This window comes from Brucella tritici (genome assembly GCF_902825325.1).
GTDB lineage: Bacteria > Pseudomonadota > Alphaproteobacteria > Rhizobiales > Rhizobiaceae > Brucella.
The window spans coordinates 50,805-63,369 of record NZ_CADEAR010000005.1 but is presented as its reverse complement, the minus strand read 5'-3'; the positions used below and the strand labels follow the sequence as shown (position 1 = coordinate 63,369).

The window sequence follows — 12,565 nt, the reverse complement described above, 5'->3', positions numbered from 1 at the left end:
TTTCAGGATACTTCCAATCTATCCCGGATCGCTGCCCGGTCAAAATCAAGCTGATTTGGCCGAACGACACGGTCTTCGAGCCAATGCAGTGCCGCATCGACATTGGAAAATGTGCCCGCCGGAACGCGAAACAGCTTTTCGGCATCCATGCGGCTTGCCTGTTCATATACCGATTCCGGCACGATGTTCACCATGCCCATCACCTGTTCGCGAATGCGCTGCGCATTCTGCTGGAGCCATTGCTTGACTTCGCGCGCCGAACCTTCGGGATGTGCCAGAGCATCCTCATCTAGAAAACGGCGGATCGTGATAAAGGGCTTTCCCGCATCAAGCCACCGGTTCCAGACATCAAAGAATTCACGCGTTTCTTCCAAGGTCGATGCGCCCGTCGACAGGGTGACGACGTAAGGCCAGTTTTCCTTATGGTGAAGCATCACGCTTCCCTCCTGCTCGATATCTATCAAACTCGCTGCTGCGATGTTTTGAGCCGTGACGGCAATCCGGCAACCGGCACGCACACAAGCAAGCCGCTGAATCACCGCACGACTCATGACTGACTATCAGTCATTTGTGTTGTGACACGAAAATATGAATGAATCAATCATGTTTTTATGGAATACTTTGCGGCAGTTTGGAGGAAACCGTCACCTCAAATGCGCAAGACCCAACACCGTGAGTTGGGTTGGGCTTGATAGCAGAACGCATTTGGAATTTGGTGGCGCGGGAGAGACTACCTTCCACGCTACTCAAGGCATAAAGCCTCAGTTATTCAGTTCAAAATCGAGCCCGATATCGAGATTGGGGGCGCTGTGCGTGGTCCAGCCGACTGAAATCAGATCGACGCCACTAGCCGCAACGGCCGCCACCGTTTCAGGCGTAATACCGCCCGAGGCCTCTGAAATGGCGCGACCATCGATGATCGATACTGCCTCACTCAATTGCGCAGGCGACATGTTATCGAGCAATACGGCGTCCACGCCGATGGCCATCGCTTCCTCGAGTTGTTGCAGTGTATCGACTTCCACCTCGATCTTGACCATATGACCAGCCCCCGCCTTGGCGCGCTCGATGGCCTCGCGCACGCCGCCAGCGACCGCGATGTGATTGTCCTTGATCAGCACCGCATCATAAAGCGCGAAACGGTGGTTCATGCCGCCGCCTGCCCTCACTGCATATTTCTGCAAGGCGCGCAGCCCCGGTGTCGTCTTGCGCGTGCAGACGATGGAGGCCCCGGTGCCCGCAACCGCTTTCACCAGACCCGCCGTTGCCGTGGCAATGCCGGAAAGGTGGCCGAGGAAATTCAGCGCCGTCCGCTCCCCCGCCAGGATCGAGCGCGACGAGCCGGAAACGCGGGCAACATCCGCCCCTTTCTCAAGAGACTGACCGTCCCGCGCCAGACGTTCGAATGTGACGTCCGGATCGACCAGACGAAACGCCATTTCGGCCACATCCAGCCCGGCGATGACGCCCGGCTGGCGCAGGCTGAACAGCATGGCCGAGCGGTGATCCTCCGGCACCACCGCATTGCTAGTAATATCACCAGCAAGCCCCAGATCTTCCAGAAGTGCGGCGCGCACCAGCGGTTCGACGACAAGCGGAGACAAGCGCGGCAGGTTCATCATGCAGTCCTTGTAACAGGGTGAGGCGCGGCGATTTCGCGTGCCAGTGCGAAAGCTGCCGAAAAAGTGAAAAAGCTGCGGACTGGAGCCGCATCTTTGGCGGGATAGTCGGTGCGGGCATGGCTGCCGCGCGACTCGCACCGGTCAAATGCCGCAACCGCAGCAACCAACGCCACGGCTGCGGCATCGTCGGTCTCCGCGAGGGGGAGAAGGGTGGTGATTGCAGAACGCAAACCTTCTTCATCACGCAGCAGGCCAAGATGGCGGGAAACAATGTGCCGCACGGGTTCAGCGTCCGCGCTCTGCGGCAGGCTGACAGGCACGGGATGCCGCACGGCGACCGCCTCTGCACAGCCAATCGCGCGGGCGGCGCGCAGCCCCATGGCGGCGGCTTCAAGCAGTGAATTGCTGGCAAGCCGGTTGGCGCCATGCAGGCCGGTGCAGGCGGCCTCCCCCACCGCCCAGAGACCGGGCAAGCTGGTGCGACCGTCAGCGTCGGTCTTGACGCCGCCCATGTGATAATGCGTGGCGGGTCTGACCGGGATGGGGTCGCTGGACGGATCGATGCCATGTTGTTTGCAAAGCGCATCGATACCGGGAAACCGGGTTGCAAAACGCGCGCCCAGAGCTGTACGCGCATCGAGATAGACCTTGCGCCCTTGCGCGATCTCGCTGCCGATGGCGCGCGCCACTACATCGCGGGGCGCAAGCTCGCGGCCCGGAATATCCGCCATGAAGCGCTCGCCGCGATGATTGACGAGGATGGCGCCCTCCCCGCGCACCGCCTCGCTGATCAGCGGCAGACGCGGCGCAGAAACCGCAAGCGCGGTCGGGTGGAATTGCACGAATTCCATATCCGCAAGCACAGCGCCTGCGCGACCTGCCAATGCGGCCCCTTGGCCGAGATTGCCGAGCGGCGTGGTCGTTGCGTTATAAAGTCCACCGATCCCGCCCGTCGCCAGCACCACGGCGCGCGCTGCAACCGGACCGACATTTTCAAGACAAGCGCCGGCGACACGGCCATCCTGCCGGATGAGCCGCGAGGCGCGGGTATTTTCCATGACGTTGATCGAAGGCGTCGCCAGCACTTTCGCAATCAAGGCGCGCATGATGCCCGCGCCGGTCCCATCGCCATCCACATGCACAATGCGATAGCGACTATGGGCGGCTTCCAGCCCGAGCGAAAATGAACCGTCCGCCTTGCGGTCGAAACGCACGCCATGCGCCTCCAGCGCCGCAACGACGTCCGCGCCTGCCGCGATAATTTCTGACGCCACGCCTGCGTCACACAGGCCGTCGCCCGCCGCGATCGTATCGGCCAGATGCAGTGCCAAGCTGTCGTCAGTGCCAACGCTTGCGGCAATACCGCCTTGCGCCAAAGTGCTGGAACCAGACAGGCCGAGGCTTCCCGCTGTCACCAGCAGGACCGGCTGCGGCGACAGCGTCAGCGCCGTCATCAGACCGGCAAGGCCGCTGCCAATGACGAGGACCGGAGCCGCGCTCATACCGCTAGCATCCGCTCGACGGCGCGCCGGGCAGGCTCCATCAAGGCGGCATCGACGATCACTTCATGACGGTTGTTTTCCAGTGCATCGCGAATATTGGCGAGCGTGATCCGCTTCATATGCGGGCAGAGATTGCACGGGCGGATGAACTCGACATCCGGGTGATCGACGGCGACATTGTCGCTCATCGAGCATTCGGTCAAAAGCACGACACGCTGCGGCTTCTTCTCGCCGACATAGTCCGACATGACCGCTGTGGAACCGGCAAAATCGGCGACCGCCACCACTTCCGGCGGGCATTCGGGATGGGCCAGAACCACGACGCCGGGATGGCTTTCACGCAATTCACGGATATCGTCGGGCGTGAACCGCTCATGCACCTCGCAATGGCCATGCCAGGCGAGAATTTCGACATTGGTTTCGCGCGCCACATTCTGCGCCAAAAACTCGTCGGGGATCATCAGCACGCGTGGCACGCCAAGCGACTCCACCACTTTCTTGGCATTCCCGGATGTGCAGCAAATATCCGATGCGGCCTTCACGGCTGCCGAGGTGTTGACATAGGTGATGATCGGCACGCCCGGATGCGTCTGCCGTAACAGCGCTACATCTTCCGGCGTGATGCTGTCGGCAAGTGAACAGCCCGCGCCCATATCGGGGATCAGCACCGTCTTGCCGGGATTAAGCAGCTTGGCCGTTTCGGCCATGAAATGCACACCCGCCAGCACGATCACATCGGCCTCCACTTCCGCAGCCTTGCGCGCCAGCGCCAGACTGTCGCCGACAATATCGGCCACGCAATGGAAGATTTCGGGCGTCTGGTAATTATGCGCAAGGATCACCGTATTACGCTTTTTCTTCAATTCGAGAATGGCTGCGACATCGTCTTCGAAGCCCAGCCACTCCGCCTTCGGCAGCACCTTGGCCACGCGGTCATAAAGTTGCGAAACGGAAACATGATCGTTCATGGTTGGGCCTCCCGAGCCTACCCATTATACTCAATATGAGTATTTCATGTTTATGAACTTATACTCGATTCGAGTATATTGTCAATCTCGGGAGATTGGCAGCTTGGCTCCGGCCAGATGGCGCTCGGAAAGGGCGCGTTCCTCGACAATCGAGTAACGGAAACGGAACAGTTTTGCCGGGCGACCGCCGGTTTCGCTGTCGCTTTCGCCGGTTTCCTCGACCAGATCCTGCTGCTCGATCAGGCGGCGGAAATTCTGCTTGTGCAGGCGCAGGCCCGCCAGCGCTTCGACAGTCCGTTGGAGTTGCAGAAGCGTAAAACTGTCCGGCATCAATTCGAACACCACCGGGCGATATTTGATCTTGGCGCGCAGTCGCGCAATGGCGGTGGCAAGGATGCGGCGATGATCGGCAAACATGGAGCGACCGTTCTCGTCTTCCTTCATCCCAGCTTCCGCCACCAGACCGGCTTCGAACAGCAGTTCATAGCGTTGCAGCACGAGGTCTTCGTTCCAGCGCCCGCCCCACTCGCCATTTTCAAAGCCGAAGGTGAAGGCGATGCGCCGCATGCGCTGCGCGGTCAGTTCCGGCGTTTCGGCCCGATAGGCCCAGACAAGGAGTGCGTTGTTGAGATGCTCCATGATGGCCGGTTCGCCCTGACGGTGATCTTCCCATGGCAGATAATCATACCAGCCGCGCCAGCCCGCCTGCCCCGCCGCCGCATCGCTCTCACGCACAAGGCCGAGATAGCTGATCGAGATGATGCGTTCGCCCTGTGCGTGACGGTCACGGTCGGCAAAAGTGTAGAGCTGCTCCAGATAACCGACCGGATGTGCGGTTTCCGACTGCACCCACGCGCGCAGACCGGATTGCAACGAACGGTGTTCGCTTTCGAACGGACCCGACGGTAGCGCCTGCACTGATGTTTCCTTGGGCCGCACGGTCATGACGCGCGGCTGCTCGCCGGTTACGGCGGCCAGCACTGCAATCAGTTCGGTATGGGCAATATCGTTGGTCACGGCAACTCCGGAAAACACTTCCGACATTGAACGCGATTGACGAATAATTACAAGGCGCTACCGCCATACGGCACAAGTTTTGCAGTCTAAGCTTTCGGTTTGGCCCCGAAAACATGCTCCGGCCCCGGGAATGTGCGCGCACGCACCTCTTCGGCATAGGCTTTGGCCGCATCCGAAACCTGCGGCGCCAGTTGTGCAAAGCGCTTCACGAAGCGCGGCGTAAAGTCCTGAAACAGTCCCAGCATGTCGTCGGAAACCAGTATCTGTCCGTCACAGGCAGCCGACGCGCCGATGCCCACCGTCGGGACGGAGAGCGATGCGGTGATCTCGCGGGCCAGCGGCTCGACCGTGCCTTCGATAACTAGCGCAAAGGCACCGGCATCGGCTATGGCCCGCGCGTCACGACGAATGCGATCGGCTTCCTCGTCGCCGCGCCCGAGCGAGCGGAAACCGCCAACCGTATTGACCTGCTGCGGCATCAAACCGACGTGGCCAAACACCGGAATGCCACGCTTGACGAGGAATGCGACCGTTTCGGCCATTTCCTCGCCGCCTTCAAGCTTGACGCCGTCGCAGCCGGCTTCCTGCATCACGCGGGCGGCATTGCGGAACGCCTGTTCCTTAGATTCCTGATAGGAACCGAACGGCATATCGACGATGACACAAACCGTCTCGGCGCCGCGCATCACCGCCTGCCCATGGGCGATCATCATGTCGAGCGTTACGGCGAGCGTAGAATCCATGCCGTAGAGCACCATGCCGAGCGAGTCGCCCACCAGCAGCAGATCACAATGCGGATCGAGCAGACGCGCAATCGGTGTCGTATAAGCGGTGAGGCTGACAATCGGGCGCTCGCCCTTCAGGGCTGAAATGGCCTTGGGCGTCAGTCGCTTCTGTTTGACGGGTGCGCTCATGTCAGGCCGCCTGTTCCTGTGCGACATGCGCAATGACGCGATTGTCGAGAAGCCGCGTTGTGCCAAGCCGCACGAACAGCGCAATCAGCACGGGCCGCCCCTGCACCGCCGTCACGCGTTCCAGCGTTTCGGGGTCGCGCAGCGCCACAACTTCGGGCGTCGCCAGCGGTTCTGTGGCGATAAACGCGTGAATTGCCGCTTCCAGCGCATCGGGGTCGTCCACACCGGCCCGATAAAGCCGTTCGGCCTCATCAAGCGCTTTCGGCACGATGATGGCAGCAGCGCGCTGTTCCGGGGTCAGATAGACATTGCGTGACGAGCAGGCAAGACCGTCATCCTCCCGCACCGTCTCCACGCCGACGACCCGCACCGGAATGGCCATATCCTCCACCATGCGGCGGATGATGACGAGTTGCTGAAAATCCTTTTCGCCGAAATAGGCGGCATCGGGGCCGACGATATTGAAGAGCTTGCTGACCACCGTCGCGACCCCGGCGAAATGGCCCGGACGCGCCTCCCCTTCCATCTGATTGCCGAGCGTCGGCACATCCACCACCGTCTGCATCGGGCGCGGATACATGTCGCTGACGGCTGGTGCGAAAAGGTAATCGACCTCTGCCCCCCGCAACAGAGCCGCATCGCGCTCCAGATCGCGCGGATATTTGTCGAGATCTTCATTCGCGCCAAATTGCAGCGGATTGACGAAGATCGACACGATGGTCACGTCATTGTCGGCGCGGGAACGATGTACAAGTTCCAGATGGCCTTTGTGAAGATAGCCCATGGTCGGCACGAAGCCGATGCACTTGCCCGCACGACGCGCAGGCACCAGAACCTGCCGCAATTCCTCGATGGTGCGGATAATCTGCATACGCGTTCCTCCTCGCGGGCCGATCTTCTGATGGCCGCGAGTCCTACAGCGTCAGCTCAAATATGACAACTCCTAGCACTTACTGGGTCGGGATCGTCACCGCGCCAACGGTATTACCGACAGCGCGACCGAAACGATCGATTTGCTCATCATAGGTTTTGCGTGTGTTCGGGTCGAATACGGCAATCGGCGCTGTTACCACCAGCGAGGCGGCCGTACCGACACCCTGTGCCGTACCAATCGCTACCGCACCCAGACGATCTCCAAGACCGACCTGCGAATCCGTGATCGTCTGACCAGCAACGAGACGCTGACCGATAAGCTGCACGACCTCCGGACTGGAGGCGAATTTGCCATGGTTGAGCCTATCGCCCGACTTGAGCTTGGTGAGATCGATGACGGTAATGCCTGCTTTTTCAAGCTCGGAGCGATACGGCTCGATTGACGGATCGATCTGGCCGAGGCGGTCAATATTGCCGGAAATACGCCGTGACAACGCAAGCGCCTTGTCATCCCGCGACGTAAACAATGTGAAGCGCGGATGCGGCTTGCCCATCGCGAGAAACTGCTTCGAGAAAACATCGACGTCGAGATCGGGCGATGCCAGAATAACATCCGTAATCTTGGTATTCACGCGACCGTCGCGAATCGCCATCTGACGCAGAGCCTCGACCGTCAGCCAACTGCCCATCGAGTGGGCCATGACCGTGATGTCTTTAACCTCTGGCTCGCGTGCGATGGCGCGCAAGATCTGCTCCAGCGCATCGCGGGAATAGTTGGTGCTTTCCTTGTCGTAATTATAGTCGAACACGCTGGCACGCGATGGCCAGGTGAAGATCACCGGCGCAACATCGGCTCCGGAATCATGCACGATCTGGGCAAAGCGATAGACGGAATCCTCGAACGTATTGTTGAAGCCATGCACGAAAACCATCACGCGGCGGCTCTTGGTCAGATGCGGGCGAACCCAGCCTGCCATTTCCACATCGGTTTTGAGCGGCGTCACGCTGACGGTGGTGAAATCCTTCTGCGGATTAGGCGGCAGCTTCTTCGGCCACTGCACCTCACCCGCCTTGCGGTTTTTTTCCGGCGGAATGGATACAACAATCTCGTTGAGCGACACGAGCTTGTCGCGCTCGCCGGAGAAAAGAATGCCCGGTTTGTCGGATGGACGGCGCGTGGTTGCCACGACAAGGTCAACCTTGGTGGTACCGGGAGAAGCGGCATTGCCGACAGGCACAAGCACGCCTTCAGGCCGGCTGGCGCAACCGGCAAGCAGAGACAAAAGCACAAGCAATGCAGGGGCAGTCCGAGAAAAAACGCGCCGCAAAACCAAACTCCCCTCAAAGCTACGCCAACAGGTCTCTTACACCCGGATTTTGAGGGTTAATATATTCTTTACATGAAACGTTCTGCCAAGCCCCAATTATCCACCATTGTCGGAACGCAACGCGATTGCGGCTTATGGGTTACACACTGTTCAACAGGTGATACTTTCCTACCTACCAGCCCAGACCGATATATCCGCCAACAGCAACTCCGTTTCTGAAGGAGGCACATTATGGCTTTGGAACTGACAGGGCTGCACCATCTGACAGCCATCACCGCCGACGCGCCCGGCAACCGGCGCTTCTATACCGACACGCTCGGGCTTCGGCTCGTCAAGAAAACCGTCAATCAGGACGACACCAGCGCCTACCATCTGTTTTACGCAGACGGGCTGGCTTCGCCCGGCACGGACATCACCTTTTTCGATTGGCCGGTACAGCGCGAACAGCGCGGCACCAACAGCGTCGCCCGCACCGGCTTGCGTGTGAACGGTGTTGAAAGCCTGGAATGGTGGCGAAAGCACCTGAACGATAAAGGCGTCCAGACAGGCGATATTTTCGAAGTTGCCGGGCGGGCCGTTCTCGACTGCGAGGACCCCGAAGGGCAGCACCTGCGCCTGACCGATGACGGCGGAGCGGGTGAAGCCCATAGCTGGGACCGGAGTCCTGTGCCTGCGGAAAAACAGATCAGGGGCCTCGGACCGATCACGCTCAGTGTTCCCGAACTGGCGCCCACCCAGATCATTCTGGAAAAGGTCATGAATATGCGCCAGACCGGCGATTACGTTTCGCCTGACGGTGAAGGTCACGTCCATGTCTTCTCCATGGGTCCGGGCGGTGCTGCAGCCGAACTGCATGTCGCAGTACAGCCTAACCTGCCCACTGCATGGCAGGGTGCGGGCGCTGTGCACCATGTGGCATTCCGCACGCCGGATCAGGAAAGCATGCAGGAATGGGTCGACCGCCTGCGGTCTGTGCGCATGCCGTCAAGCGGCGAAGTCGAACGCTACTATTTCCGCTCACTCTACTTCCGCGAGCCGAACGGCATCCTGTTCGAGATCGCGACCGATGGTCCCGGCTTTGCAGTCGACGAGCCACTTGAAAGCCTTGGCGAAAGCCTGTCGCTTCCGCCTTTCCTCGAAGGAAAGCGCGAAGCGATCGAGCGAAACCTGAAACCGCTTGATTAATTTAAAAAAGGGCTGCGGAATTCTCCGCAGCCCTTTTACTTATATCTTGTCACGAAGCCAGTCGCTTGCGATGCGGATATCTTCATCTATGAGAGCATGCCCGGCCTCGACCGTGCTGATCGTGAGAGCGGCCCCGTCTTCTCTCAGGACTTTTTCCAGCGTCCTGTTCCTATCGCCAAAAGGATCGGAAGCGCCGTTCATCAAAAGCACTGAAGCGTCCGACAAATCCGCGCCATCGGGCTGCTCCTCCAGAACCTCCTGACCGCGCAGAAGAACCGCCGTGCAAACCACATGCGGATGCAAACGCATGAAAGCGGCCAGCAGATTTGCGCCGTTGGAGTTCCCGATAAAGGCCGTCCGATTAAGATCGATACCATAAGCGGTGGCGGCACCTTCAACGAAAGCCTCGAATGCCTGCGCTTCAAACTGAATATCGGCCTGATCGAACTTTTTCAGGTCGAAGCGACGGAACCAGCGCTGGATACCTTCTTCCGTGCTGCGTCCACGCACGCCCAGAAGGGTTGCGCGTGGCGCGGCCTTGCGGGCGAAAGGCATCAGGTCGTTTTCATTCCCGCCGGTACCATGCAAAAGCACCAGCGTACTGCCATCCGGCTCTTCCGGCTGGTGTATCCGGTGAACGAAAGGCAGGTCGCGATAGATGATGCGCTCCTCGCCCGGCAGTGCGAATTGCGGCATCCGTGCCCGGATAGCATCCGCCTTTTCTTCATTGCCCGGCGGCACAAACAGGAACTGGCCCAGTTTTTCAACCGGCTCGTCTATTGTGAAGCCCGGTGCATCGGTTGCAAATTCGAACAGCGTTCCGCCCGGTTCACGGACGTAGAGCGACGTGAAATATTTGCGGTCGTGCACATTGACGGCACTCGAGTTGAGCTTCGAAAGCTCCTTCTCCGCCGTTTCCACTTCGCCGGTATCGGCAGCACGGAAAGCGACATGGTCGGCAATGCCGGTGCCGGGGATACCTGGCCAGAAGCCGCCCGCATCGCGCACGTCGATAGCATCGCCGGAATCTGACAGAAGACGATCTATCGTGCCTTCTTTCGCCGAGGGCTTGAAACCGAAATAGCGTCCGATGAAACCCGCAGTCTGTTCCGGCGCTTCGGACAGAATGGTCGCGGCACGCAAACGCCTAACGGCGAAAGCTGCCGGAATGCCCTCGCTTTCCCACGCATCATTGGCGGCAAGATCGCAACCGACCAACTTGACGATCACACCGTCGGGATCGCGCAGGCGCAGAACGGGCTCGCCGAACTCCTGAACCGGTCCCTCGGAAGGCACGTGATAACGCAAGGCGCGCTCGAGCCAGAAACCGATGGCAGTACGATCAATGGCAAGTGCGATTTCGCTAATCTGACCATGGCCGACACGGCCCTTGGAGCCATCCTCCCATACCAGAAATGTAATCAAGGAGCCGGGCGTGCCCGAGCGATCACCATAGAACAGATGCAACTGCTCGGCATCTTCAAACCCGCCTGTCTGCTTGACGATACGCAAGCCCAGAAAGCCGACGTAGAAATCGACATTCGCCTGCACTTTCCGGGTGATGAGGGTGATGTGGTGGATGCCGCTTGTCATGGACGCTGTCTCCCCGTTTCAGAACTTGCTTCAGAAATAGAGCAGATGACGGAGCTTGCCTATGGGACCGCGCGGTTACGCATTGTCAACGTATGGAGACGAAAGCGAAGCAGGATTGCAGGGAGCTGAAAAAAGAAAAAGGCCGCGCGGGAGGAGGATGCGCGGCCTGATCTTGAATACGGCTTGGGAGGAGGAGTGCCGTATTCCTTATCGAGTTCTGGGAGGAGGAGTGAACTCGATGAAGGGATATTTACCTGCTCCCCTTCCCTGCAGCAACGGCCATTAATGCATATCAGTTATGCAAAGACGTTGACGCTCGAGAAAAAGGCAGATTCGCTCATACAGAAAACGCCCGGAAACCGGGCGATTCTTAAAGAATCGTCTGTAAAATTAGGCTCTTACAAAAAGTGGGCAATCAAAGGGGCGGCAAGCACATTCACCAGACCGACAAGCACCATGACCAGTCCTGCAATGGAACCTTCCTCACTGCCGATCTGGTGAGCCTTGGCCACACCGGCTCCGTGTGCGCCCATGCCGAAAAGGGCTCCGCGTGCCAGTGCCGAACGGATCGGCAACCAGTTGAGCATGACCTCACCGAGAGCTGCACCGAATACACCAGTCAGCACCACGAAGATTGCAGTCAGGTCAGGCGTGCCGCCGATGTCGCCGGAAACAGTCATCGCAAATGGTGTGCTCATCGAACGTGGCATCAAGCTGAGGCTGATTGCTTCATTGAGACCCAGCAGATGCGCCAGACCCCATGCCGAAGCCATGGCAGACGAACTTCCGACGACCACACCCGCCAGCAACACCGGCCAGTAGCGGCGGATCGTTGCGCGCTGCTGATAAATCGGGATCGCAAAAGCAACCGTTGCAGGCCCAAGCAGCGCGACCAGCCAATGGGTGGCGCTGAAATAGCCGCGATAATTCTGATTGAGCCCAATGACCAGCGCCATCAGCAACAATGGCGTAACGGCGAGCGGCGTCAGCCACCACATGGGAAAGCGGCGGTAGACGCGCTTGGCGGCAAGATAAAGCAGGATCGTTGCGGCAGACCAGAAAAGTGTCGCTACAAGCGGGTTACTTAGCGACATAACGCAAACTCCAGCGGTAGCAAAGATCAACCGTCAATGCAGTGACACTCATGACCGTCAACGTACCCAGCAAAATCACAGCCATGATTTTCAGGCCTAGCAGACCGATCAGCTCCTGATGTTCGAGAACGGCAAGCACCGCGGGAACGAAGAAAAGTAGCATCTCTGCCAGAAACCATTCTGCGCCGCGTTTCATGCTGAACAGGCTGACACGACCGCTCAGAAGCAAGGCCAGCACCAGCCCCATGCCGACAATGCCGCCCGGAAGTGGCAAGCCGACCAGTCGGACGAAAAGCTCACCAGCCAGCCAGAAGCCAACCAGCGTCGCGATCTGCATCAGACGGCTGTGATGCAGTGCGTAACGAAACCGGATCAAAAGGCTGTGGGCGTTCATGTGCTTTTCCAATGGGGACTGATGCATTTTCATCGATGGATATAGGCCTTTGCGCCATATTCTAGAAATGAATTG

12 protein-coding genes are annotated in these 12,565 nt (G+C 59.2%); 1 reads left to right on the top strand and 11 read right to left on the bottom strand.

Annotated elements, in window-relative coordinates:
• Positions 1-2: 2 nt before the first annotated feature.
• The 8 genes from HWX93_RS08640 to HWX93_RS08605 all read right to left on the bottom strand — a co-directional run bounded on the left by HWX93_RS08640 (position 3) and on the right by HWX93_RS08605 (position 8,230).
• The gene (locus HWX93_RS08640; protein WP_176037286.1) at positions 3-434 is read right to left on the bottom strand and encodes a hypothetical protein; all 432 of its coding nucleotides are present in this window, start codon (positions 432-434) and stop codon (positions 3-5) included.
• A gap of 327 nt (positions 435-761) precedes the next feature.
• Complete coding sequence (gene nadC, locus HWX93_RS08635) at positions 762-1,619, bottom strand: carboxylating nicotinate-nucleotide diphosphorylase (RefSeq protein WP_109986265.1); 858 nt, start codon at positions 1,617-1,619, stop codon at positions 762-764.
• Positions 1,619-3,124: an L-aspartate oxidase gene (locus HWX93_RS08630; RefSeq protein ID WP_176037148.1), complete on the bottom strand. Its 1,506-nt coding sequence runs from the start codon at positions 3,122-3,124 to the stop codon at positions 1,619-1,621. Before HWX93_RS08630 ends, nadC begins: the two co-directional genes overlap by 1 nt.
• Positions 3,121-4,092 (bottom strand): quinolinate synthase NadA, encoded by a 972-nt coding sequence (nadA, locus tag HWX93_RS08625; RefSeq protein ID WP_109986051.1) that lies wholly within the window; start codon positions 4,090-4,092, stop codon positions 3,121-3,123. Before nadA ends, HWX93_RS08630 begins: the two co-directional genes overlap by 4 nt.
• An 81-nt stretch (positions 4,093-4,173) precedes the next feature.
• Positions 4,174-5,136 (bottom strand): NUDIX hydrolase, encoded by a 963-nt coding sequence (locus tag HWX93_RS08620; RefSeq protein ID WP_109986050.1) that lies wholly within the window; start codon positions 5,134-5,136, stop codon positions 4,174-4,176.
• Between the two features lie 59 nt (positions 5,137-5,195).
• The gene (gene panB, locus HWX93_RS08615; protein WP_109986049.1) at positions 5,196-6,023 is read right to left on the bottom strand and encodes a 3-methyl-2-oxobutanoate hydroxymethyltransferase; all 828 of its coding nucleotides are present in this window, start codon (positions 6,021-6,023) and stop codon (positions 5,196-5,198) included.
• 1 nt (position 6,024) lies between these two features.
• Positions 6,025-6,894, bottom strand: coding sequence for a pantoate--beta-alanine ligase (gene panC / locus HWX93_RS08610; protein ID WP_109986048.1), 870 nt, complete (start codon positions 6,892-6,894; stop codon positions 6,025-6,027).
• A gap of 79 nt (positions 6,895-6,973) precedes the next feature.
• The gene (locus tag HWX93_RS08605) at positions 6,974-8,230 is read right to left on the bottom strand and encodes an alpha/beta hydrolase (RefSeq protein WP_176037147.1); all 1,257 of its coding nucleotides are present in this window, start codon (positions 8,228-8,230) and stop codon (positions 6,974-6,976) included.
• A 225-nt stretch (positions 8,231-8,455) separates the two neighbouring features.
• Here HWX93_RS08605 and HWX93_RS08600 point away from each other — a divergent pair, with 225 nt between their 5' ends.
• Positions 8,456-9,409, top strand: coding sequence for a ring-cleaving dioxygenase (locus tag HWX93_RS08600; protein WP_176037146.1), 954 nt, complete (start codon positions 8,456-8,458; stop codon positions 9,407-9,409).
• A 39-nt stretch (positions 9,410-9,448) separates the two neighbouring features.
• On the opposite strand, the gene HWX93_RS08595 is transcribed toward HWX93_RS08600, so the two are convergent.
• The 3 genes from HWX93_RS08595 to HWX93_RS08585 form a co-directional block, all read right to left on the bottom strand.
• Entirely contained in the window at positions 9,449-11,002 is a 1,554-nt protein-coding gene (locus tag HWX93_RS08595) for a VOC family protein (protein ID WP_176037145.1), read from the bottom strand.
• Between the two features lie 398 nt (positions 11,003-11,400).
• The gene (locus HWX93_RS08590) at positions 11,401-12,096 is read right to left on the bottom strand and encodes an LrgB family protein (RefSeq protein WP_109986045.1); all 696 of its coding nucleotides are present in this window, start codon (positions 12,094-12,096) and stop codon (positions 11,401-11,403) included.
• Positions 12,083-12,490 carry a CidA/LrgA family protein gene (locus tag HWX93_RS08585; protein WP_109986044.1) on the bottom strand — a complete coding sequence of 136 codons (408 nt, stop codon included), beginning with the start codon at positions 12,488-12,490 and terminating at the stop codon, positions 12,083-12,085. Before HWX93_RS08585 ends, HWX93_RS08590 begins: the two co-directional genes overlap by 14 nt.
• Positions 12,491-12,565 lie beyond the last annotated feature (75 nt).

Bases quoted from the DNA above. Each gene is read 5' to 3' on its own strand.
- HWX93_RS08640 (WP_176037286.1), bottom strand. From the start codon at position 434: ATGCTTCACCATAAGGAAAACTGGCCTTACGTCGTCACCCTGTCGACG.
- nadC (WP_109986265.1), bottom strand. From the start codon at position 1,619: ATGAACCTGCCGCGCTTGTCTCCGCTTGTCGTCGAACCGCTGGTGCGC.
- HWX93_RS08630 (WP_176037148.1), bottom strand. From the start codon at position 3,124: ATGAGCGCGGCTCCGGTCCTCGTCATTGGCAGCGGCCTTGCCGGTCTG.
- nadA (WP_109986051.1), bottom strand. From the start codon at position 4,092: ATGAACGATCATGTTTCCGTTTCGCAACTTTATGACCGCGTGGCCAAG.
- HWX93_RS08620 (WP_109986050.1), bottom strand. From the start codon at position 5,136: ATGTCGGAAGTGTTTTCCGGAGTTGCCGTGACCAACGATATTGCCCAT.
- panB (WP_109986049.1), bottom strand. From the start codon at position 6,023: ATGAGCGCACCCGTCAAACAGAAGCGACTGACGCCCAAGGCCATTTCA.
- panC (WP_109986048.1), bottom strand. From the start codon at position 6,894: ATGCAGATTATCCGCACCATCGAGGAATTGCGGCAGGTTCTGGTGCCT.
- HWX93_RS08600 (WP_176037146.1), top strand. From the start codon at position 8,456: ATGGCTTTGGAACTGACAGGGCTGCACCATCTGACAGCCATCACCGCC.
- HWX93_RS08595 (WP_176037145.1), bottom strand. From the start codon at position 11,002: ATGACAAGCGGCATCCACCACATCACCCTCATCACCCGGAAAGTGCAG.
- HWX93_RS08590 (WP_109986045.1), bottom strand. From the start codon at position 12,096: ATGTCGCTAAGTAACCCGCTTGTAGCGACACTTTTCTGGTCTGCCGCA.
- HWX93_RS08585 (WP_109986044.1), bottom strand. From the start codon at position 12,490: ATGAACGCCCACAGCCTTTTGATCCGGTTTCGTTACGCACTGCATCAC.